Annotated in this window: 20 protein-coding genes; 10 read left to right on the top strand and 10 right to left on the bottom strand. The window is 57.6% G+C overall.

Features of this window, described 5'->3' with window-relative positions; all coding sequences use genetic code 11:
* The first annotated feature begins 15 nt into the window (after window positions 1–15).
* The 4 genes from B1C80_RS12870 to B1C80_RS12855 all read left to right on the top strand — a co-directional run bounded on the left by B1C80_RS12870 (window position 16) and on the right by B1C80_RS12855 (window position 5,830).
* The gene (locus B1C80_RS12870) at window positions 16–1,896 is read left to right on the top strand and encodes a monovalent cation:proton antiporter-2 (CPA2) family protein (protein WP_077921528.1); all 1,881 of its coding nucleotides are present in this window, start codon (window positions 16–18) and stop codon (window positions 1,894–1,896) included.
* 218 nt (window positions 1,897–2,114) lie between these two features.
* Entirely contained in the window at window positions 2,115–3,995 is a 1,881-nt protein-coding gene (locus B1C80_RS12865; protein WP_139361649.1) for a glycoside hydrolase family 127 protein, read from the top strand.
* A gap of 505 nt (window positions 3,996–4,500) precedes the next feature.
* Complete coding sequence (locus tag B1C80_RS12860) at window positions 4,501–5,220, top strand: hypothetical protein (RefSeq protein WP_077921526.1); 720 nt, start codon at window positions 4,501–4,503, stop codon at window positions 5,218–5,220.
* A gap of 112 nt (window positions 5,221–5,332) precedes the next feature.
* Window positions 5,333–5,830 carry a hypothetical protein gene (locus B1C80_RS12855; RefSeq protein ID WP_077921525.1) on the top strand — a complete coding sequence of 166 codons (498 nt, stop codon included), beginning with the start codon at window positions 5,333–5,335 and terminating at the stop codon, window positions 5,828–5,830.
* Window positions 5,831–5,935: 105 nt separating this feature from the next.
* Here B1C80_RS12855 and B1C80_RS12850 read toward each other — a convergent pair whose 3' ends face one another.
* The 6 genes from B1C80_RS12850 to B1C80_RS12825 all read right to left on the bottom strand — a co-directional run bounded on the left by B1C80_RS12850 (window position 5,936) and on the right by B1C80_RS12825 (window position 11,326).
* A complete protein-coding gene (locus tag B1C80_RS12850) occupies window positions 5,936–6,472 on the bottom strand; it encodes a ferritin (RefSeq protein ID WP_077921523.1) in 537 nt (178 codons plus the stop codon).
* 96 nt (window positions 6,473–6,568) lie between these two features.
* Complete coding sequence (locus tag B1C80_RS12845; RefSeq protein ID WP_077921521.1) at window positions 6,569–6,934, bottom strand: hypothetical protein; 366 nt, start codon at window positions 6,932–6,934, stop codon at window positions 6,569–6,571.
* 84 nt (window positions 6,935–7,018) lie between these two features.
* On the bottom strand, window positions 7,019–8,188 hold the full coding sequence (locus B1C80_RS12840) for an endonuclease/exonuclease/phosphatase family protein (RefSeq protein WP_077921519.1): 1,170 nt from the start codon (window positions 8,186–8,188) through the stop codon (window positions 7,019–7,021).
* Between the two features lie 50 nt (window positions 8,189–8,238).
* Entirely contained in the window at window positions 8,239–9,204 is a 966-nt protein-coding gene (locus tag B1C80_RS12835) for a hypothetical protein (RefSeq protein ID WP_236648750.1), read from the bottom strand.
* A gap of 62 nt (window positions 9,205–9,266) precedes the next feature.
* Window positions 9,267–10,649, bottom strand: coding sequence for a cell wall metabolism sensor histidine kinase WalK (locus tag B1C80_RS12830; protein WP_077921516.1), 1,383 nt, complete (start codon window positions 10,647–10,649; stop codon window positions 9,267–9,269).
* A complete protein-coding gene (locus tag B1C80_RS12825; RefSeq protein WP_077921515.1) occupies window positions 10,649–11,326 on the bottom strand; it encodes a response regulator transcription factor in 678 nt (225 codons plus the stop codon). Before B1C80_RS12825 ends, B1C80_RS12830 begins: the two co-directional genes overlap by 1 nt.
* A 335-nt stretch (window positions 11,327–11,661) precedes the next feature.
* On the opposite strand from B1C80_RS12825, the gene B1C80_RS12820 reads away from it, so the two are divergent.
* The 6 genes from B1C80_RS12820 to B1C80_RS12790 all read left to right on the top strand — a co-directional run bounded on the left by B1C80_RS12820 (window position 11,662) and on the right by B1C80_RS12790 (window position 21,275).
* Complete coding sequence (locus B1C80_RS12820) at window positions 11,662–12,252, top strand: RNA polymerase sigma factor (protein ID WP_161492757.1); 591 nt, start codon at window positions 11,662–11,664, stop codon at window positions 12,250–12,252.
* 627 nt (window positions 12,253–12,879) lie between these two features.
* Complete coding sequence (locus tag B1C80_RS12810; protein WP_139361648.1) at window positions 12,880–13,947, top strand: FecR family protein; 1,068 nt, start codon at window positions 12,880–12,882, stop codon at window positions 13,945–13,947.
* 157 nt (window positions 13,948–14,104) lie between these two features.
* Complete coding sequence (locus B1C80_RS12805) at window positions 14,105–17,569, top strand: SusC/RagA family TonB-linked outer membrane protein (protein WP_161492756.1); 3,465 nt, start codon at window positions 14,105–14,107, stop codon at window positions 17,567–17,569.
* A 26-nt stretch (window positions 17,570–17,595) separates the two neighbouring features.
* Window positions 17,596–19,029, top strand: a complete 1,434-nt coding sequence (locus B1C80_RS12800) for a SusD/RagB family nutrient-binding outer membrane lipoprotein (protein WP_077921507.1) — start codon at window positions 17,596–17,598, stop codon at window positions 19,027–19,029.
* Between the two features lie 8 nt (window positions 19,030–19,037).
* Complete coding sequence (locus B1C80_RS12795) at window positions 19,038–20,519, top strand: calcineurin-like phosphoesterase family protein (protein WP_077921506.1); 1,482 nt, start codon at window positions 19,038–19,040, stop codon at window positions 20,517–20,519.
* Window positions 20,520–20,873: 354 nt separating this feature from the next.
* A complete protein-coding gene (locus B1C80_RS12790; protein WP_077921504.1) occupies window positions 20,874–21,275 on the top strand; it encodes a DUF983 domain-containing protein in 402 nt (133 codons plus the stop codon).
* 28 nt (window positions 21,276–21,303) lie between these two features.
* Here the strand turns inward: B1C80_RS12790 and B1C80_RS12785 are convergent, their stop codons facing one another.
* From B1C80_RS12785 to B1C80_RS12770, 4 genes are all read right to left on the bottom strand, one after another.
* On the bottom strand, window positions 21,304–21,999 hold the full coding sequence (locus B1C80_RS12785; RefSeq protein WP_077921502.1) for a hypothetical protein: 696 nt from the start codon (window positions 21,997–21,999) through the stop codon (window positions 21,304–21,306).
* Between the two features lie 82 nt (window positions 22,000–22,081).
* Window positions 22,082–22,399 (bottom strand): preprotein translocase subunit YajC, encoded by a 318-nt coding sequence (yajC, locus tag B1C80_RS12780; protein ID WP_077921500.1) that lies wholly within the window; start codon window positions 22,397–22,399, stop codon window positions 22,082–22,084.
* Between the two features lie 49 nt (window positions 22,400–22,448).
* A complete protein-coding gene (locus tag B1C80_RS12775; protein ID WP_077921499.1) occupies window positions 22,449–22,898 on the bottom strand; it encodes a DUF1573 domain-containing protein in 450 nt (149 codons plus the stop codon).
* 88 nt (window positions 22,899–22,986) lie between these two features.
* A complete protein-coding gene (locus B1C80_RS12770; protein WP_077921745.1) occupies window positions 22,987–23,289 on the bottom strand; it encodes a YtxH domain-containing protein in 303 nt (100 codons plus the stop codon).
* Window positions 23,290–23,334: the final 45 nt, after the last annotated feature.

Here is a 23,334-nt window from a genome sequence, read left to right as displayed (position 1 = left end):
TTACTCTCGTTCTGTATGCAGGAAAGCTTCTTCTTTCAGGCTATGGTCTATCTGGCCGCAGCGGTTGTTATGGTCCCTATTGCCAAAAAAATAGGGTTGGGTTCGGTGCTGGGCTATCTGCTGGCCGGGGTGCTCATTGGGCCCGCCTGCCTGCAGTTCATTGGGCAGGAAGGCACCGATATCATGCACTTCGCCGAATTCGGGGTGGTCATGATGCTGTTCGTGATCGGGCTCGAGCTGGAGCCTTCGCGCCTGTGGCGACTACGCAAGGCGATTCTGGGTATGGGTGGTATACAGATTGCCGGTACGTCGGCGGTGGTGACGGGACTGGCTGTACTGGCCGGGGTCGACCTGAAGCAGGCGCTGGTGCTGGGTATGATCCTGTCGATGTCGTCGACAGCTATCGTGCTGCAATCGCTCAACGAAAAAGGACTGATGCAGACGGCGGCCGGTCAGGGCTCGTTTGCCGTGCTGCTGTTTCAGGACATTGCCGTCATTCCGATGCTGGCTTTGTTTCCGCTGCTGGCCACGGCGCCCGCCACCGGTGCCGAAGGCAGTGCTCACGGGAGCGCTACCCCGCTCGATGCCCTGCCCGCCTGGGCGCAGCCGATCGCGGTGCTGAGTGCCGTAGCGGCCGTTATTATCGTGGGGCGCTACCTGACGCCCCCGCTGTTTCGGATCGTGGCCAAAACCAACATGCGGGAGTTGTTTACGGCTACGGCCCTGCTGCTGGTGGTAAGTATTGCGGTGCTGATGACGGTAGTCGGGCTGAGTCCGGCGCTGGGTACGTTTCTGGCGGGGGTGGTGCTGGCCAACAGCGAGTACCGCCATGAGCTGGAGAGCGATATCGATCCCTTCAAAGGGCTGCTGCTGGGGTTGTTTTTCATTGCCGTCGGGGCCTCCATCGACTTCGACCTGATTATGGCCAATCCGGTGCTGATCCTTGGTCTGGTTGTGGGGGTGATGGTCTGCAAGCTGGTGGTGCTGCTGGGCATCGGCAAGGCGTTTACCCTCTCGACCGACCAGAATCTGATCTTCAGCTTCGGCCTGTGTCAGGTGGGTGAGTTTGCGTTCGTGCTGTTCAGCTTTACGACCCAGGAGGGAATCCTGCCCAAAGAGCTGACGGATATCATGACGGCGGTAGTGGCCATCAGCATGGCGTTTACGCCCCTGGTCATGCTCCTAAACGAGAAGTTGCTGCTGCCCCGACTGGGCGTTCAGGAAGCCGACACCCGCGAGAGCGACGTGGAGGACGGCGATAACCCGGTCATCATTGCGGGCTACGGCCACTTTGGCAACACCATAGGCCGGTTTCTACAGGCCAACAACGTAGGTACCACCGTTCTCGACATCGACAGCGACAACGTGAACTGGCTGCGCCGGATGGGCTTCAAGGTCTATTACGGCGATGCGAGCCGACACGACCTGCTGGAAATTGCGGGCGCGGGCAAAGCCAAGATCATTGTCATTGCTATCAACGACCCCGAAAAACGACTCGAGCTGGTCGAAACGATCAAGAAACATTTTCCCGATCTGCACATCCTGGTCCGGTCTACCAACCGCTACGATGCGTACGACCTGATGAACGCCGGTATGCTACACATCTACCGCGAAACGCTCGATACGAGTCTGCGGCTGGGTGTCGATGCGCTTACGCTGCTCGGCTACCGCGCCCACGAAGCCACACGGGCCGCCAGAACGTTTTTTACGCACGACGAGCGGACCTTAAAACGACTCTCGGCCATCCGCAACGAAGACGAGTACGTCAGCGCGGCCCGCGAGTCGATGGAAGAACTGGAGCGGGTCATCCAGGCCGACCGGAGTGCGCCCGACCTGCGTATCGATGAGGGCTGGGGCGAAGAAAGCCTCATTGCCGACGCCAACAAAAATTCCTGAACCCGGCCGGGTTTCGGCATAATCGCACGGACCATCTGTCCGGATGGTTTTGCTGACGCCTGTGTGGTCCGACTGCGCGTCCCGGTGCGGACACGGACCACGGTGAAGTGGGGGTGCGTCCCCTGGTGAACGCAGTGGTATACTCGTAAAGTAGGCTGATGGTACCGGGCGCTTTTGACGTAGGGACTGGTCTCGTTGGTTGTCTTATACTGTTTGCTATGCGTTTGTCTTTGTGGGTGCTGGTGTTGGGGCTGATCGTTGGCAGTCGTGCCGGATCGGCGCAGCCGCGGGTGAGTCCGGTCGTGGTCGATCAACTTAGGTGGGCTGATGCGGTTTGGGTGGAAGGCTACCTGGGCCGTCGGCTGGATGCGTCGTATGAACACCGGATTCTGGGGCAGGACGTCGATCATCTGATCGCGCCGTTTCGGAGTCGTACCGAAGTCAGCAAATGGCAGAGTGAGTTCTGGGGGAAGTGGTTCACCTCGGCGGTGCAGGCGTATCGATACCGTCCGGAACCCCGCCTGAAAGCCGTGCTGGACAAAGCCGTAGCCGGGCTGCTGGCCACCCAGACCCCCGACGGCTATATCGGCAACTACGCCCCCGACAAACACCTCGAACAGTGGGACATCTGGGGCCGGAAATACTGTATGCTGGGTTTGCTGGCTTACTACGACCTCACCAAAGACGCCCGCAGCCTGCAGGCCACCCGCCAACTAGCCGATCACCTCATGCGGGAGCTGGCCGAAAAGAACGCGGTGCTGGTGAAAAAAGGGAATCACCGCGGCATGGCGGCCAGTTCGGTGCTGGAACCCATCACCCAGCTGTACGTCCGTACCGCCGACAAACGCTATCTCAACTTTGCGCAGGAAATCGTTCGGCAGTGGGAAACACCCGATGGTCCCCAGCTGATCAGCAAAGCGGGTCAGGATGTGGCCCGGCGCTTTCCCAAACCGGCTTCTCAATTCGGGTGGGAGCAGGGGCAGAAGGCCTATGAGATGATGTCGTGCTACGAAGGGCTGCTGGAGCTTTACCGCCTGACGGGCAACCAAACCTACCGGAACGCGGTCGAGAAAACCTGGGAAAATATTCGCGATACGGAAATCAACGTAGCCGGGTCAGGAGCCAGCATCGAAGTCTGGTTCGGCGGTAAAAACCTGCAGACGCTGCCCGTTCGGCACTATCAGGAAACCTGCGTAACCGTCACCTGGATCAAACTCAGCCAGCAGCTGTTGCGGCTGACTGGCGAGGCCCGCTATGCCGATGCCATCGAGCAAAGCTATTACAACGCCCTGCTCGGAGCCATGCAGCCCGACGGCGCCGACTGGGCCAAGTATTCGCCATTGGCGGGGCAGCGGCTGGAAGGCGAAGGGCAGTGCGGTATGGACCTCAACTGCTGCGTGGCGAGTGGACCGCGGGGCCTGTTCACCCTGCCTGCTACGGTCGTGATGACCGGGGCCGACGGGCCGTCGGTGAATTTCTTCGTGCCGGGGCGCTACTCATTCCTGACACCCGGCGGGCAGCGGGCCGCGGTGCGGCAGCAGACAACTTATCCCGACTCCGGCACCGTTCGTCTGACCCTCGACCTGCCCAAAGCCGAAGAGCTGTCGGTACGGATTCGGGTTCCGGCCTGGAGCGCCGAAACGACCCTGCTCGTGAATGGACAACCCGTAGACGCCGTACAAAGCGGTCAGTATGCCACCATCCGCCGACGCTGGAGCTCCACCGATGTGATCACCCTCGGACTCGATATGCGGGGTCGGCTGGTGCGGCAGGGGCCCCTGGCCGAACACGTTGCCATCAGGCGCGGGCCGTTGGTGCTGGCCCGGGATTCGCGGCTCGACAAACTCAGCATCGACGAACCGCTGAGCCCCCTGGTGGGTAAAGACGGGTTTATAGCCCTCGAGCCCGTAACCGACCCAAATCCGGCGTTCTGGGTTCAGTACACCGCCCGGTTTGCGGTCGAGTCGCATCTGGAGCGGGCCGTACCGCCGGTCTCGCTGCACCTTTGTGACTATGCGTCGGCCGGTAATACCTACGACGAGCGCTCCCGGTTCCGGGTCTGGCTCCCGCAACTGGTCGACACCGCCAAACTACCCTGAGAATCTCGACTGTATTCACCCGCTGGCGTAGTCTCCGTACGACCTGCGCCCGATTGCCTGACCGTCAGGATACGACTAAGGTGTTGTCTATCAGCTTTTGTCTGGTATGGCCAATAAAAAGCCCGGTCGTTTCGATGACAACCGGGCTTTCCGTTTCTATCCACACCATAATAAATATAGTGGCACAAAGAACGGTATTGTTACTGAGCAACTTGTCCCGTTTACTCAATAAACGTCCGTGTGACGGAGTGCGTCTGTCGGTGTGAATGCCAGGTTCGTCTGCGATAGGGAGCAGGGCAGAAGCCGCCTGGTCGTTCCGAAGTCTGCCACCCGATGGTCTGCGTTTTTCTGCACCATAGTTCATCCGGGGTGACCTGCCGACCAGCAATCGGGCCGTTGATCGCTGCCTGCCACTAGTCCTCATTTATTTCCTTTGGTGCAAATAATGGTTCGGCACCAGCCGGTAATCCAGTGATTTACACGAGAATCTAATCACTGGTGCGCTATGAACTACTTACTCCTGGCCCTCTGCCTGGGCTCATTTACATGCTGTCAGGCTCAGCTGGTGCCATCCCGGCAGGCATACGAAACGAAGTGGGCAAAACCCGAAACCGGCGCTATGACCTGGTACGTGCTCAGGGATACGGCTGCCTTTGAACTGGGCAGCGTGACCAGCCAGGTCGTAGACAGTAAAGATCAACTAACCCTGATTACGACCGTAACCCTGAAAGGGATGAAGGGCACCTGGGTCGATTCGTCGATTTGTGCGAAAGCCACCCTGAAGCCGATCCGCCATGTCTCTTACAACGGACAACGGGATATGGTGCTGGACTTCGATCGAGTCGTAACCGGATTTTATACCGACAAGCGGCTGGGGAAAACTACGCGCATCAGCGATACGACCCGAGCTGCCTATTTTGACAGTAATATCTACCCACTTCTGATTCGCTGGTTGCCGCTGAAAGAAGGGTTTACCCAGAAACTGGCTATTTACGACTACAACCCCTCCGCCAAAACAGGCGTCATTACGGCGTCGGTAAACGAAGTAAGCAGCAGTACGTATACGAGCCGGAGAGCCGGTACGAGGGCGGTCTGGCTGGTAGACGTTACTGACGAGATCGGCAACGGTAAATCCCGGTATTTCATCGATAAGGCCGACCGCAAACTTTGGAAACAGACCATAGAGGCCGGAGGGCGTTCTATGATGATGGTCGCCGTTGAGTAAGGGCCGAACGAGTTATGGCGCACAAGCTGTCGGCAGGGTAAGGTCGTGGGTCGACCGAAACAAAAATCGCTGCTGCGAGTAGTGTAGAATCGATGGGCTAAACAAGGGTGTTATGACGGTTCGATTGGCGGTTGTTTATCTGGTTTATTTTTTCGTACTCCCCGCCGACGCGCACAGCTACCGGGCGCTGGCCGATGGCTGGCGGTACGAAAAAACGCCCGGTCCGACGGGGAGTTCGGTCTATAAAGCGACCCTGACGTCGGATAACACAGTGCAGTTTGGCTACCCCTATTCGGGTGGTTCGGCCGTTACGCTGACCATCCGGCAAACGAACGGCAGCACCTACGCCTATCTGGAAGCGGCTAACGGAACCTTTACCCGGAGTTATCAGAACGGGAGCGCCCGGATTCAGTTCGACGGCAAACCACCCGTTGCCTATGCGCTTTCGGCGGCTGCCAATGGACGGGCCAATATTGTTTTCTTCGATGCCGGGGAGAAGCTGATTGCGCAGCTGAAACGAACCCGCACGATGGTGGTGCGGCTGCAGTTTGCGGGGCAACCCGTGCGGGAGGTTCGCTTCACACCGGCCGGCTTCCGGTGGAATTCGTGAGGCCGGTCGGTAGATATAACAGGCCCGTAAATGCATCATCCCCGCATCAGTTATTGACCGATGCGGGGACGCTGTGGTTGTGTTGTATAACGGAGCTTGCTGACCCTATTCGTCTTCGAAAGGATTTTCGTCGTAGGTGACGCTGGCCAGTTTCTTGTCGAGGTAATAGACCTGGTCGGCCGGAATCTGATCGATCAGTTCCAGGCACCGCCGGGCAATGTATTCTTCTTCGACCTGTTCTTTTACGTACCATTTCATCAGCTCCTCGGTGGCGTAGTCGCCTTCGCGCCGGCAGACGCCGATGATCCGGTTGATGGAGTCGGTTACGGCAATCTCCTGATCGAGAGCCGACTCGAAAACCGACCGCAGGGTATCGAACTCCTGACCTACCGGCGGCACGTCGGGCGAGTAGGCCGTGGCACCCTGATCGCACAGGTAATGGAAGAGTTTCATGGCGTGTTTGCGCTCTTCTTCCGACTGTTTGTAGAAGAACCCGGCGCTATGATCGTATCCGTTCCGGTCGCACCAGCCAGCCATGGCCAGGTATTTGGAAGACGATACCATTTCCATTTTTATCTGCTGATTCAGAACCAGTTCAACGGGTTCTTTGATCAACGTGCGGAGCCTATCCAGATCTTTCATTGGGCGTACGTTTGGTGAGACTTTAATTAACTTGCCTGGCTGTAAAAAGCACTGAGGGCTGTAAAGTACTTAAATAACGAACCTTCCGCAAAAAAGTTAGCTGGGCGTTGAGAGCGTAGCGCATCCACATTCGCGCAGCATGCTGTTGAGTTCGAGCATCAGGCTGGCGCCGTTGAGCAGCTCGCGCAGGTGAATCACTTCGCAGAGGGTCAGCACATAGCAACGCTCCGAACGCGGAATGGTCAGGATTTCTACGTCGTCGGCGGTGTCGGTGCTCAGGGCCATCTGGTGTACGTTGACCGTACTGACCATCCGCCGAAACTGCGCAAAGTCACGCGCCGATAGCGGTGTGGTGGACCCCCAGAAGGATAAAATCAGGCGGTTGGTCCGGTCACATTGATACACGACGCCTTTGTCGGTTCTGAATACTTCCTGATACGAGACGGGTACGTTACTTTCCATGACTGTACATTGCTGAGACAAAGATACAGTATGGTCTTATTTGTAGCAAGTCTAAATAAATTTCTAAGCGTTCAGTCTGATCTGTTACCGCCGGGGTCGGTTCTGGGCCAGCACCGGGGTCGATGCGGTTGCCGATTTTTTCAGCACATACTGGGCCAGCACGGGAAAATGGTCGGAGAACGATACGCCCGACAGGGTCTGGCAGGTTTTGATATGCCAGTCGTAGCTGACAAACTGCTGATCGATCCGGGCGAAATACGGATGCCGGTTCAGCGTAAAACCCAGCCCCTGGCCGGCTTCTTCGAACGCATTTCGGAAGTTCTGGCTTAGCTTACCGTACGAGTAGCCGATGGGGATTTCGTTAAAATCGCCACAGATAATGACCGGATAGCGACTCCCCGCCACGTACGACTCTACCTCCTTGAGCTGTTCGTTACGATGTTCGAAGCCTTCTTTCAGTCGACGGAAGGTGTCGAGGACTTCGAACGAAAACTTGCCCAGCTGTCCTGCTTTCAGTGCAGCAACGGCCTGGCTGGTGCGTACGCCCATCGACCACAGATGCACGTTCACGACCCGGATGGTATCTGTGCCGTAGGCAATGTCGGCACACAGGAACCCGTTGATATCGGGCCCCTGCTGGCGGCTCCAGATCCGGCCGTACTCGTTCACGATCGGGAACTTGGAAAACAGGGCCAGCCCCACTTCGCGGTCATGGTCGAAACAGTTCAGTTTCTGGATCGTGGCCGTATACTGGCGTTCGATGTGCGCGTTGGGCGAATATTCCTGAAAGCAGGCGATATCGGCGGTGAGTTTGGCCGCGTCGAAGCCGCCCTGCGCGCCTGTCGGGAAGGTTTCGCTGTTGAAACTAAGTACGCTGAGGGTAGGAGCCTGGCTGATGTCCAGATCGCCCCCGCGTATGCCAACCATTCGCTTCACGACCAGAAATGAAAAAACGACCCAGATTAGTCCGGCCGTTGCAATCATCTGCTGCCGTTTGTAAAGCAGATAGATACTGGCCACCAGGCCGCAAAGGATGGCCAGGGGCAGGCTCATCATGATAAACCCCGTCAGCCAGTGATCCATGACCGGATAAAAGCTGAACGCCATCGTTAAAAATAAATAGCTGAGGGCGGCATAGGCTACCGGAAACTGGCGGTACCGGCGGTAAAGAAACCGGGCAGCATCAGCAAGCGGCTCGGCAATGGTGTGTAAAACAGGGGATAGATGAGCGATCCATTTTCGTAACGTTGACATAGTGTGTAGCTGGTCTGGTGGATAATTGCCGCTGGACTGATCCGGCGGACTTACCTGACTTCGAAGCGGCTATCGCCGATCCGGAAGCCTTCTGCGTATAACTCAACCGTATAGGTGCCTGGCTTGTAGGGATTTCCCCGCCGAAATAGCATGGCCACCCGCTGGTCGTTGTTTTCGTACGGCACCGTCTGGCGCATACTGTACCCGATCTCGCGCCCGTCGGTAAAGAGGATGCCGCCGATGCCGCTTTCGCTGACTACGGCGCCGTTGGCATCCAGAATCCGTAAATAAATGTCCTTGTTGTTCTGCACCGCCAGCGGGTTGGTCGGCAGGATAAAGGCTACTTTGAGCCGGTCGATGCGCGAAGCCCGGTAGGGACTGTCCCGGCGTTCACGGCCGTTGGAAGCCACCGCCGTTACCTCGATATTGACCGCTTTGAGGGCCGACGCCAGGGTAACCTTGTCTTTCAGGTCGGCGTTCTGCAGCGAGTAATCGACTACGGCCCGGGCCAGCACCTCCTTGTCGTGTTTCAGCCCCTGGTTTTCGACCAGAATGCTTTCTTTCTCCTGCTCCAGCGACAAGGCACGTTCGGCCAGCGACCCATTTTCGGTCCGCAGCTTCCGCAGGGTCAGTTCGTTTTGCGCCAGAAAATTCTGATAATCTCTGATTTTCAGGGTGTACTGCTGGCTGGAAAAGCTCAGGTCGGATTTCAGGCGTTTTTTGTCGGTCTCCAGTTGGCGCTTGATCCGTTCGAGTTCGGCAACGCTGCCGCCCAACTGCCGTACTTCGGTAATTTTGGCGTCGAGCACGCCCGATATCGAATCCAGCTTGGTCTGCGTGGCGGCAAACTGCTCTACTTTCAGGGTCAGCAGCTTCTGTACTTCCAGGGTTTCGTTGCGCGACCCGATGAACAGGTAGGCCATCAGCGCCAGCACCCCGACCAGGGCGCCGATGGTCATGGTTTGTATACCCTGCTTGTCTGTTGTAGCCTGCACCTCCATAGCGTTGTTGTTCACGGTTCGGCTACAAAGCAACGGCGACCAACTTAAGCACGACTTAAGCTCACCTTAAATTTACCTTAAAATGCCGCCAGGCTGGGCAGAGTCAGGGTGAAGGTAGTGCCCTGGGGCGTCGACTGCACCGCTATGTCGCCCCGGTGGAGCTGGGTCACCTGCGCCACAACGGCCAGCCCGACGCCATGCCCTTTGCTCGACTGTGCGGTTGCGTTCCCCCGAAAAAAGGGCTGAAAAATATACGGCAGGTCGGCGGATGGGATCGGTATGCCTTCGTTGAAAACCGACAGGATGATGGTTCCGCGCCGGGTTCTAAAGTCGACGGCGGCTGTTCGGCTGGGCGAAAATTTGCAGGCATTCTCGATGAGGTTCATCAGCAGCACTTTCAGAGCCGCCCGGTTTCCCTGGGTAATCAGGTCGTCTTCTTCGTCGGGGAAGTCGGTAAACGTAAGCTGGATCGTGTAGTCATCGTGCCAGGCCTGGAGCTGCTTTTTGGTTTCCCAGAGCAGTTCATCCATCCGTACCGGCTCAAACGGCATGGTTTCGGCCTGCAGCGAGGTGTTGGCCAGCTCCAGCAGGGTATTGGTCAGCTGGGTCAGCGTGCGCGTATCTTCCTGCAGCGAACGGAGCGTTTGCTCGTAGGCTTCGGGATTGCGTTTCTGGATCAGCGCCACGTCGATCTGCGAGTTGATCTTGGTCAGCGGATTTTTCAGCTCGTGCGATACATTGGCAATGAACATTTTCTGCGTGTGCAGGGCCTGCTCGATGCGGTCGAGGAGCTGGTTGAAGGTGGTGACGAGTACTCCAATTTCGTCGGAGCGGTTAGGGTGCTCCACGCGCCGGGTTACGTTGGCCGGAAAGATGGTGTTGACCTGCTGAACAATACTCGACATCGGGGCCAGCGCCCGGTCGGCAAACAGCCAGCCTGATATACCCAGCAGCAGAATAGCCGCCAGCATCATAATGATCAGGATCTTCTGCAGGTCGTTGAGCGCGTCCTGCCCGGTCTGGTCGACCCCGCTCACGATGACCCAGTTGGTGCTTTTGCCGGAGGTGAGATGGATAGCGACTACCTGGTATTCGTTTTTGCGCAGATACAGCGTCTGGGCGGTCGAGTCGAGCTGCGCCACAAACTGCTGGTGGAACTGGGCGTTGGCCGGATTGGTCGAGAACAGGATCTCTTTGGTCTGGTCGTTATAGACCGAAATGTTTTCGTTGAGCAGGGGTTCCTTGTCGGCCGCGTCGATGAGCCGCAGCACGGTGCTGTCGGTCTGCTGCAAATCGAACAGCAGGGTAGTGGTCGTGATGGCGCGATCCTGCAGGCGCTTGTAAAACCGTTTTTCGAGGTAGAGCTTGCTGAATAAGTAAACGCCGAGTGAGAACAGGAACAGAATGCCTGTTACCAGAAAGACGAACTGGTAGGTGAGCCGGGTACGGATATTGATCATCACACTAACTTTAGGACATACCCCATGCCAATTTGCGTGTGGAGTAACTTAGGCTCAAAGTCCCGGTCAATTTTCTTCCGTAGGAAGTTGATATACACCTCAATGATGTTGGTACCGGTATCGAACGTCAGGTCCCAGAGTTTTTCGGCGAGTTCTACCTTGGAGATGACCCGACCCTGATGCCGCAGGAAGTATTCGAGCAGCTGGAATTCCTTGGCCGTCAGTGTGATTTCGGTGCTCGCCCGAACCACTGTTTTGGTGTCTGGATTCAGCTCCAGGTCGGCAATGCGGAGCAGGTTCGTGCTGGGAGTCAGACTGTGGGTTCGGCGGGTCAGGGCCCTGACCCGGGCCATCAGTTCCCGAAACTCGAAGGGTTTGATCAGGTAGTCGTCCGCACCGGCGTCGAGGCCCACGATTTTGTCGTCGGTGGTGCCGAGGGCGGTGAGCATCAGAATAGGCGTCTGTACGCCGGCCTGCCGGAGTTTGCGACACAGGTCGAGTCCGTTCATACCCGGTAAGATAATGTCGGAGATAATCAGCGCATACGGCTCCCGGCTGGCCAGCTGAAAGCCCATCGTGCCGTCGTAGGCTACGTCGACATCCCACTGGTGCTCTTCCAGTCCCTGTTTAATACTCTGCACGGTTTTGACCTCATCTTCGATCAACAGGATTCTCATGATACCTTATTCATTCATTTGACTATACAGAGTTAACGTACCAGATGAACCGTTTCTACGCGCAACTGGTTTGCGCTGGCCTGATCTGTCCGGCTCCGTGGGGCAGGTAGCGGCCGGAAATCAGCCACTTTCCTGTTATTGTCGACCCGGTTGATTACCGGCTGTTTCGTGCAAAGGTTAGCATTTTATCCTTTAGTCGTGTTGGCAGCGGCTGGCAATCCAGACGGGTAGGGGCCGGTAGACGGTTTCCTATGGCTTAATCATTCCGTAACAGTACAGTAAAATTGGCTTGATATTGCGGGTCTACCTTTGCGGCCGAATTGATGCCGCGCGTTATGAAACCTTCAGCCTTACCGGAAGATTATGACCTTATCGTTGCGATTCAGGCGGGTGATGCCGCTGCGTTTCAGACGCTGTATCGCAAGTACTGGCGCCCCCTGTTTAACGTCAGCTACCAGGCCACCCGCCATACTGACGATGCCAAGGATCTGGTTCAGGAACTGTTTGCCGACATCTGGCAAAACCGGGCTGCTGTAAAGCCCGACACTTTTTCGGCCGCTTACCTCCACGCTACCCTTCGCCACAAGCTGCTCGACCGCATTCGCAAACAGGCGGTGCGCCAGCAGTACATATCGCGCATTGTGGCTACCACCACCGATCACGACAATTCGACCGAAGCGGCTCTCCAGTCGGATGCTTTTCTGGAGCATCTGCAACGCGAACTGATCAAGCTGCCGGAGCGGTGCCGATTGATTTTCCAGCTCAGCCGGTTCGATGATCTCTCCGTCGATGAGATTGCCGGGCAGCTCCGGTTGTCGCCCCAAACGGTTAAGAACCAGCTCACGAAGGCGCTGTTCCGGCTCCGAACCAGCCTGCACGAATACGCGACCTGGGCCGGGATTCTGGTGATGGGGTATTGGTGGTGAGTTTTTTTGATTGTTTTTCAGGTTCAAACCAGTCGGTCAGGGGTTGATCACGGGCCGGTCGTAGGTTGGTAACCCAATCCATATGCCGCTCTTCCCGGAATTTTTAGGTTTCGGTTGTGTCAATTGACATGCCGCCCCTCTGGAGCTATTAACCACCTTGGTTGACTTACTTCTATTGACATGCCAGCCCTCTGGGGTGGGCGTCGGAACGGTCAACATAGACATTCCCCTTCACCCATCGTCCCATAGGAACATAACAGCATAGCGTCGGTAGCACGCGCGTCGGTCGGTCAACGCGGGTATATTACGCCCCGCCCCACCCATCGTCCCGTAGGGACGTAACAGCGCAGCGTCGGTAGCACGCGCGTCGGTAGCAACACGTCGGTAGTAACATGTCGATAACAAACGCGTCGACAAAAAACGCGCCCATGGCATTGGATTCGTCTTCCCGATAATGCAAACCGGTCTGCTGCGGCATCTCCACAACCGCGTCGGCTATCAAATAAATGGCCTTTCTGGCGACCCTGTCAAAAAAAACTAAAAAATTTTGCTGACCCGATAGTACCAAACCCCGGCTTGTACGAATACCTGTTAACAAGCATCGATACGACGTATCGCACCAGGCTGATGAATCAGGAAGAACGGGAACGGCACATTCGGGATTACCTCGACGGGAAAACTACCCCGCAGGGGAAAGCTCTCTTCGACGAGTGGGCCGACCGACTGGCGCAGGATACGCGGTTTATCGACTCGCTCAGCCCCGCCCAGGCGAGCCGTTTCGAAGACGATATGTGGGAGGTCGTCCGACAGCAGGCTGGCCTGCCGGATGATAACCCCGTAGACCCGGCTCTGCCCACTACGCCGTTCCGGTCGGTTTTTACCAACCCGGAGCAACCCAGACCCAACCGGTTCACGACCGCCCTACGCTATGGACTGGCCGCATCGGTAGCCCTGCTGCTGCTGGCGGGGTATCTCGTATGGCACGGGAAACCGTCCGGCAATCAACTAACCAGCGCATCTTCGGCCGCGTCCGTGACCTACCGGGAGGTGACAGCACCCACCGGGCAGCGATTGTCGGTAACGCTGCCCGACGGCTCAAAAATTTACCTGAACGCCGAAAGCAAACTGCGCTATCCGGAGACGCTGACGGGTCCAACGCGACACGTCTTTCTGGAAGGCGAAGGCTTTTTCGAGATAGCCCACAACCCCGCACAACCTTTCGTCGTGACGACCTCCCGGCTAACCACTACCGTAAAAGGAACGACCTTCAACGTAAATGCCTACGCCAACGAATCAATGGCCGAAGTAACGGTGCTGACGGGAAAAGTAGAAGTCAAAACGACCGGCCGTCGGCAGGCGCCACGGCTGCTGACGGCCGGTCAGCGCGTCACGTACCGGCCCGACCGGGAAACACTTACGCAGACAACGCTGGCTGATCCGCAGCTGGCTACGGCCTGGCGCAACGGCACGCTGGTATTCCGGCGCACACCGATGGCCGATATTGTTCGGCAGCTCAGCCGGCAGTACGGGGTTCGGGTTCGGCTGGCTACGCCCGCGCTGGCGGCCTGTACCGTAGTGGGTACGTTTAACCGGGCCAGCCTCGATGATGTGCTCGCCGTCTTGTGCGGCTCCGTAGGGGCTACGTATCAGTATCAGGGAAAGGAGGTGATGATCCGGGGCGATGGCTGCCCATAGCGTAGCTGGCCGCTTCGGTGAAAAGGGCCAGATGTGTTCGCACCACACCTGACCCCGCGAAAACAATCTTCCTTGCTGTTGACCCTCCCGCCAGGGGAGAGCCGGGTGTCGCACAATGCCCGAAAGACTATTTTCTCAACTTAACTCGTACAAACCTATGCAAAAATTCCTACGCTGCTGTTCGCACCGGCAAAACGTATGGCGTTGCTTTTCGCTTCCTTTGCTTTGTCTGCTAACGGTTTCGCTGGCTCAGGCCAGCCTCACCTTCGGGCAGGAACTTCTTCAGAGCCGGGTTTCCCTGTCGGTTCGTAATGCTGCGCTCGGGTCGGTGCTGACGCAGCTCGAAAGTCAGTCGACCCTGAAATTTGTGTATGCCGGTACCCTGATCGGCGACGAAGACCGGGTCAGCGTGTCGGTACAGAACCAGCCGCTGAGCCAGGTGCTCGACCAGCTGCTGAAACCCCGGCAGCTTCAGTACACACTAGCCAAAAACAACCAGGTCATCATCCGGCGCGGTACGGCGCAACCCCAGGCTACCGTAACCGGACAGGTCACCGACGCCCAGACCGGCGAAGGCCTGCCGGGCGTTAACGTACTGCTTCGGGGAGCGGCCAGCCGCGGTACCACCACGGACGTGAACGGGCGTTATTCGCTCAGCGTGCCGGATGGGGCTGCCGAGCTGACGTTCTCGTTTGTCGGTTACCTGCCGCAGACCGTAACGATTGGCAGTCGCTCGGTGGTGAACATTCGCCTGGCCGTCGATGCGCGAAACCTGAACGAAGTGGTTGTGACGGCGCTGGGTATCAAACGCGAAGAAAAAGCGCTGGGCTACTCGACCCAGAAGCTCGATGGCTCGGCCGTAACCGATGCACCCGCCAACAGCGTGGTCAACGCCCTGTCGGGGAAGGTAGCGGGGCTGAACCTGACCAAAACCGACGGGCCCATGGGCAGCAGCCGCGTAACCCTGCGTGGCGAAAGCATCCTGGACCTCAACTCGCCCGGTGCGCTGATCGTGGTCGATGGTGAACCGATCAACACGGGCTTTCAGGGCGTGGGCCACGGCGCTTACCTGGGTGGCGATTCGCCGGTCGACTTCGGGAGTGCCCTGACCGATATCGACCCGAACAACATCGAATCCATCAACGTGCTGAAAGGACCGGCGGCTTCGGCGCTCTACGGCTCGCGGGCGGGCAACGGTGCCATCATCATTACCACCAAAAGCGGCAACCGGGATCAGAAAGGCATCGGGGTTACGCTGAACAGCTACATCAGCATCGATGACATCAACCGCTGGCCCGACTATCAGTACGAGTACGGACAGGGCACCGCTGGTCAGAACTACTATTCGTACGGCACCACCGCCGACGGTCCCGGCACACAGAGCACCAGCTCGGCCTGGGGACCCCGCTTCGACGGGCAGTCCTTCTACCAGTACAACTCACCCCGCGACGCCAGTGGAAATTTCACCGCCCGCACACCCTGGGTTCCCTACGAAAACAACCGCCGGGATTTTTTCCGCAAGGGCGTAACACTGTCCAACAACGTCTCGATCAGCAACAACGGCGAAAAAGGCACCACGCGGCTTAGTATCTCGCACCTGAAAAACGACTGGATTCTGCCCAATACCGGCTACCAGCGGATCAACATCGGATTCTCTAACCAGACGCAGGTTTCGCGGAAACTGTCGGTCAACGCCAAGATCAACTATTACAACAAGTTCAGCGATAACCTGCCTACGACCGGCTACAACAACCAGTCGATCATGTACTTCCTGGCCTTCCAGAACCCGAACATCAACCTGGACTGGTACAAGCCGTACTGGCTGCCCGGCCGCGAAGGGGTCGAGCAGAACCACCCGTTCAGTTCGCTGATCGACAATCCGTACCTGATTTCGTACGAGATGCTCAACAAGTCGAACCGCCACAATATCACGGGCAACGTATCGGCTACCTACAACATCGTCAGGAACCTGGACCTGACACTGCATGGTGGCCTGGACGCGGGCTACGAGTTCCGGTCGCAGCAGCGGCCCAAAAACACCCAGAAGTTTCAGGAGGGCATGTACCGCCAGCAGAATGTCTTCAACGTAGAGACGAATACCGACTTCCTGCTGCGCTACAAACTGCAACCCACCGCCGACTTTCAGGTAACGGCCAATGCGGGCGGTAACATCCTGATTCAGTCGCAGAAGTTCACCAACCAGCTGGCCGACCGGCTCGTTATTCCGGGTGTATATAACCTGGCCAACAGCGAACAACTGCCGCTGACCCGCAGCGACCAGGCCGAGAAACGCATCAACAGCCTGTATGGGTTCGTGAACCTGGCCTATAAGAACCTGGCGTTCCTCGACATTACGGGCCGCAACGACTGGAGCAGTACCCTGCCCCAACAGAACAACTCGTTCTTTTACCCATCGGCTACGCTGAGCCTGATTGCCTCCGACATGCTGACGATGCCGGCCTGGATTAGCTACGCCAAGTTCAGGGGCGCGTTTGCCAGCGTAGGCTACGACGCCCGCCTGGGCACCTACAACCTGGAAAAAGTATACGAGCCCGGCGTGTTTCCGGGCGAGCTGGAAAACCCCAACATCATTGCCAACCCCAACCTGCGCCCCCAGCGCAACAACTCGGTAGAGGTCGGTACCGAATGGCGGCTGCTGAAAAACCGGCTCTCGTTCGATCTGACCCTCTATCGGCAGCTCACCATCGACCAGATTCTGTACGCGCCGGTCGAGTACGCATCGGGCTACAACTCGTCGCTGATCAACATGGGTAAGGTGGTCAACAAGGGCGTGGAGCTGACCCTGACGGGCAGCCCCCTCAAAAGCCCGCGCGGCCTGACCTGGGACATTACGCTGAACTGGGCCATGAACCGCAACCGGGTGCAGGAGCTCAACAACGGAACGGGCAGCGTGGTGCTGGCGCGCTACGTCGGTAGCCGCGTCACGGTAGAAGCCCGCGAAGGACAACCCCTCGGCGAAATCTACGGGCTGGGCTTCCGGCGCGCGCCGGATGGGCAGATCGTGTACGACAAAAACGGCTACCCGCTGCTGACCGAGCAGTTCATCAATATGGGGAATGCAACGCCCAGGTGGCGGGGTGGGCTGGCCAACAATTTCCGGTACCGGGGCTGGAGCCTGTCGGTGCTCATCGACCGGCAGCAGGGCGGGAAGGTCTACTCGCTGACCAACTCGGTGCTGGGCGAGCAGGGGAAGATCAAGGCTACGCTGCCAGGGCGGTACGACGGTATTATCGGGCCGGGCGTAACCCAGGCCAGCGACGGTTCTTACGTGCCCAATACGACCAAAGCGACCAACATCGTAACCTATTACAGCAAGATCTACGGGCGCGACAATGTAGAGGCCAACGTCTTCGATGCCACCTTCACCAAACTGCGGGAGGTCCGGCTGGCCTATGCGTTTCCGGCTAAGCTGCTCGGCCAGTCATTCCTGCGGGGCGCCAGCATCGGCGTGTACGGGCGCGATCTGTTCAACTGGACGGCCTTCCCGGCTTTCGACCCCGAAACATCGACCCTCGACAACTCGACTATTACGCCGGGTCTCGAAATCGCCCAGTTTCCGTCGACCCGTACGATGGGCGCTAACCTGACTATTTCATTCTGATCGATGGCCTCGGCCACACATTATTTATGAACCTCATCACGCGAACAATACTGGGCCTGGGGTTGCTGGCTGCGGCCGGCTGTACCCGCCCTATGGAAGACCTGCTGCACGATCCGGAAGCTGTAACGACGGCTACCTCGGGTAGTTTTCTAAACACGGCTGTCCTCAATGGCGTCAATATTGGACTGAGCCGCAGCCACCGGCTCAATAATGAACTGATGCAGACAACGGTGTCGCTGACCGATGGGCAGTTTCACCGCTACGTGCTGATCCCGAGCGAGTCGGACTACCTCTGGAACAACTATTACCTGACCCTGACGAACGTACAGGACATGTACAACCGCGCCCGGGAAGCCAGCAACAGCAACCACATGGCCGCGGCCCTGACCCTGCGGGCCTGGCTGTATCAGAACCTGACCGATACCTACGGCGATATTCCGTATTCGCAGGCGCTCAAAGGCTATCCGGAGTATATCATATCCCCCCGGTTCGATACCCAGGAGCAAATCTACACCGATCTGGTGAGCCAGCTCGACTCGGCCAACGCGCTCTATGAGGTGAGCAAATCAATGGCGCCCGGTACCGATGTGCTCTACGGCGCCGAACAGAGTGCGGCCGGTACCCTCAAATGGAAACGGTTCACCAACTCGCTGCGGCTGCGGCTGCTGATGCGGGGCGAAGCCAAATCGCCCGCGTTCCGGCAGCAGATCCGGAACATGCTGGCTAACCCGGCGCAGTACCCGCTGATGAGCACCGTCGACGAAAGTGCGACGCTCAAGTTTACCGGCACTAACCCGCTGCTGAACCCCTTCGCCGATGATCGAGACTATGATTTCAACGGCTCGAACGCCTACGCGGAGTTTTTTATCGGGCTGCTCAACAGCTGGCAGGACCCGCGGCTCGATGTCTGGGCTACCAAAGTCAGTGGCCGGTTTGTGGGCGTACCGAGCGGCTACTCGCTGGGCGACGCGCCGAAAATAGCCGCTATCGCTTCGTCCCGGATCAATAAAACGCTGAAAACATCGCCCCTGCTGGGCACGATCATGCAGTATGCCGAAACCGAGTTCCTGCTGGCCGAAGCCGCCCTCAAGGGCTACAGCGCCGATTCGCCCAAAGACCACTACGAGAAAGGCATTCGGGCGTCGATGGGCTACTGGGGTGCCGTGATGCCTGCCAACTACCTGACCCGGCCGGGCGTAGCCTATACCGGCTCGTTCGAGCAGATCATGAACCAGAAGTACGTAAGCCTGTTTTTTACGGAGATGCAGCAGTGGGCCGAGTACCGGCGAACCGGTTTTCCGGTATTGCCGAAAGGACCGGGGGTTGAAAACAACGGTCAGATGCCCGCCCGGCTGGCGTATCCGCTGTCGGTACAGTCGCTGAACCGCGCCAATTACGACGAAGCTGCCGCCCGGATCGGTGGCGACAATATCAACGCAAAGGTCTGGTGGGCCAACTAACAAAACCAATGATAAATCGACGACATTTTCTGCGGCAGTTTGGCTGGTCGGGCGCGGCCCTGACCACCGCACCGGCTGCCCTCGCCAACCCGGATTCAGCCACCCGCGCTGCGGTTACCAGCCTGAGCGGGCGCGTAACCGCCAACGGAAACGGCATTGCCGGGGTGGCCGTCACCGATGGGTATACCGTTACCACGACCGACTCGGCCGGTCGGTATACGCTGGCTGCCGACAAAGGGGCTGAATTTGTGTACATCAGTCTGCCGGCGGGCTATGCTTTCCCGAACGAACGCGGTCTGGCCCGGTTCTTTCAGCCCATTACGGGGGGCGGCACGCTGACGGCCGACTTCCGGCTGGAACGGCTGACCACCGATGATCGGAAACATAACTTCATTGTCTGGGCCGACCCGCAGATTATCTCCAGAAAAGACGGGGAGCTGCTGAAAACCCTGTCGGCACCCGACACGCGGGATCTGGTTGCTTCGTATCCGCAGGGCACCCTTTTCCACGGGATTGGCTGTGGCGACCTGGTTTGGGATCACTTCGAGCTGTACGACGATTACAAAGCCGCCATAGCGATTACCGGCGTTCCGTTTTTCAACGTAATCGGTAACCACGACCTGGACCTCGACGCCCGCACCGACGACTATTCGGCAAAGACCTTCAAGCAACAGTTTGGCCCGACTTATTATTCGTTCAACCGCGGCCAGATTCATTACGTGGTGCTTGACGACGTGTTTTTCATCGGCACCGCCAAGAAATACATCGGCTACCTGACCGAAACGCAGCTGCACTGGCTGGAGCAGGATCTGAAGCTGGTCAGGCCCGGTTCAACGGTGGTGGTCAGCCTGCATATTCCTACCCAGACCGGCCACAAACGGCGCGAGCAGCTGAAAGACGACGAACTGGGCGGTACCGTTTCCAACCGCAAACAGCTGTATGAACTGCTCAAGCCATTCCGGACGCATATCATGTCGGGCCATACGCACGTCAACGAGAAATGGGAAGACGGTAGCGTGATGGAGCACGTGCATGGCACCGTATGTGGCGCCTGGTGGTCGGGCCCGATCTGCAGCGATGGTACCCCCAACGGCTATGGCGTCTACGAGGTAAACGGGAGCGAGATTCGCTGGTATTACAAAAGCACTGGTCAGCCGCGCCAGCACCAGCTCCGCATCTATCCCAAAGGACGGCTGAAAGAAACCCCGGCCCTGGTTACGGCCAACGTCTGGAACTGGGACCCCGCCTGGAAGGTAGAATGGCTCGAAGACGGCGTGCTGAAAGGAAATATGCAGCAGCAAACGTCCCTCGATCCCTGGGCCGTTGAGCTATATGCCGGGCCTGAGTTGCCGAAGAAACACAAGTTCGTGGACCCCTCAAAAACGGATCACCTGTTCGTGGCGGAGCCATCGGCCAGTGCCCGACAGATTACCGTTCGGGCAACGGATCGCTTCGGAACGGTATATACCGAAACCCTGTCGATGGTCTAAGGCAACGGAGGAGCAGCGAGAGCGTATGGTTCTGTCGGGTCTGGTCGATCTGGCAGAACCATACGTTTTTTTGTTGGGGGCTTGTGCCGAGCTGAGCCACAGAAACTGACCAGTACACCCGCTTATACGGATGCGCAACCGCCTAATCAGGCCAGGCGGGTGACTTTTGTCACGAAACCGGAACCCTGAAGCGCGTAGGTTTGCCGCCGGCCGTTGGCTAATCGGGCAGCTACTCACGAGGATTTTCGGTTTCCGAATCAGCCGCCGGGGTAACTATATCGGTACCTGCCGGGTTAATTTACCAGGTCAGACAGCCCGATCGGGGCGGCCGAACCGCTTAAAAACGTCATTTGTATGGTCAAAGGCACCAAACTCTATAGCATCGTATTCAACAAATGTCCGCGTTGTCAACAGGGCGATTTCTTCGTAACGAAGAGCGCCTTCAACATCCGGAATTTTGATAAGATGCACACCAGCTGCCCCGTATGCGGGCAGAATTATACGCCCGAACCGGGATTTTATACCGGCTCGATGTACGTCAGCTACGCCTTTTACGTAGCGACTATCGTCAGCTCGTTTGTTTTGTTCGTGGCCATGCTGGGGTTCGATGAGATCGACCTGCTGATCGGGCTGATTCCGGCGCTGATTATACTGACCCCGCTGTTTTTCCGGCTGGCCCGGCGCGTCTGGATCAATATGTTCGTGCCGTACGACCCGACAGCAGCCAGCCATCCTCATTCGGTGAGCGGCCGGTGAGCCGGACTCCGCTGCGTACGGCCTGTGATCAGGGTTTCGCGGGTGAGAGCAGTTCGCCTACTTCAAAACTGACCGTTACCCGATCGGCGCTGGTGTGCAGCAGCGGGTGCCGGAACGGATTTAACGGCAGTTCTTCGTCGTAATTATCCATGATACGCTTACGCGGAATCCGCACCAGAACCGTATCGGGCAGTCCCCGAACGAGTTGGGCCGGCCCTTCTACCTGCAGGGTACGCGGGGTCAGGTTGATCACGCTCGACACCATGTAGCGGGGCGCCATATTGATGTGCAGGCTGTCGGCAACCAGCTGAACGGTTTTGGTCAGCCGCTTGTCGAAGTGCATATCGAGCGTATCGGCCACGACATAGTTGACCCGCAATTTTTTTACCTGTTCGGCCAGCGCAGCTGCCAGCGACGAAGTATTGATAATGGAAGCCTGAAGCGGGTTGGCAACGACATAATCGACCGGATCGACCCGAAACGGCAGCCACGAGTGGCGCAGCAGGCCCCAGCCGTCGCTCGATACGTTTACCATGACCGTACGCGGCAGGGGGGAGGTAGGCACGTACAGCGAGTCGTTATAGACAAAATGAATGGGGTACTCGACATTGAGCGTATAGCCCGGTTTATTGAGGGCGTTCAGCAGCCAGAATACAGCAGCCACGCCCAGACACAGCACGACTTTGGCCAGTTGAACCGAACGTTTTCTACGGGTAGAATTCACGGGATAAAGAGAGGATACGTGAACGGCTGAAACGCCCACAGGAGCCGTCTGCAGCGATCGGCTTGCCTGTGGGCGTTTCAGCTTACTGTTTTTCGTCGGCGGGTTTGGCGCTGGCCTCGCGTGAGATCGAACTCTTCTCGAAGGTCATCTTAACCCCCCGGTCCACTTCAAGCGTAACCGTTGTGCCCTCCACCGACGCAATGCGGCCGTGGAGTCCGCCAATGGTGACGACGTTGTCGCCTTTTTTAAGGTTCTCGACAAAGTTTTTCTGGTCTTTCTGCTTCTTCTGCTGCGGACGGATCATGAAGAAATAGAAGACGACAATAATGCCTCCCCACAGCAGTACATTCGCAATCATAGACGAGTTACCGGAGGGGATTTGTAAAAGAACAGCGTACATAGGTAGGTAGATTAGTTAACAGGGAGCGGGTGCGTACCCGAGGTACAGGTTAGGAGCGCGTTGAGTCCGGTTTGGGGCTGACCATGGCTTTGAACTGCAGATCGGTCATGGCCGGATCGGTATTGGCAAATACGGTAATCGTTTTGTTTTGCTGGCCTATTTTGCCGCGGCTGTTAAAGCGCACCTTAATGGACGATTTGGCGCCGGGAGCAACCGGTTCGCGGGGCCACTCGGGGGTCGTGCAGCCGCAGGAGGCCGTAATGTTGTTGATAATCAGTGGAAATTCGCCCGTGTTGGTAAAGGCGAAATCATGCTCGACGGTATCGCCTTCGGTTAGCTGGCCGAAGTCATAGATGCCAGTTTCGGCAAAGGTGATCTTTGGCATTTTGGCCGACGCGGTGGCCTGTGCCGTTTGGCCCTGCTGCCGGTTATCGCAGCTGAACTGGCTACAGCCCAGGCCGGCAATAGCCACAACAAAAAGCCAGTTTCTGAGGAGCATGGGAAGCGTGTTCTCGTTTTCGGCTTTCGGGCGGGCAGCGTAGTATGAACAGGCCGCTGACCCGAAAGCCGAAAACTGGGTTGGGTGATTATGCGTTTTGTTGCTTGATCTGGGCCATCAGACGATCAACGTCTTCCAGCAGCCGTTCGGCTTTTTCGCGGGCATCGTTAACGACCCGCTGACCTTCGTTTTTAGAGAGGTTTTCGGGCAGGTCGGCTGACTCCATCAGGTCATTCAGCAACTGCTCGATCTGCTCCCGGTATTTCGACAGCCGGAACGATAGCTTGTCGCGGGTGATTTTTCCCTCTTCGGGGGCGTACAATAAGCCAATAATGGCACCGGAAATCATACCGGTCAGCAGAAATGTTAAATCGCGGCTTATGCGGCTCATTTTTCTAAAAGGTTTCGGTGTTCCGTCTTCGGTATGCTGTTGCTT

Source organism: Spirosoma sp. 209 (assembly GCF_002006735.1).
Lineage (GTDB): Bacteria > Bacteroidota > Bacteroidia > Cytophagales > Spirosomataceae > Spirosoma > Spirosoma sordidisoli.
Note: the sequence above shows the minus strand (reverse complement) of the source record. Positions and strands in the feature narration are given on the sequence as shown.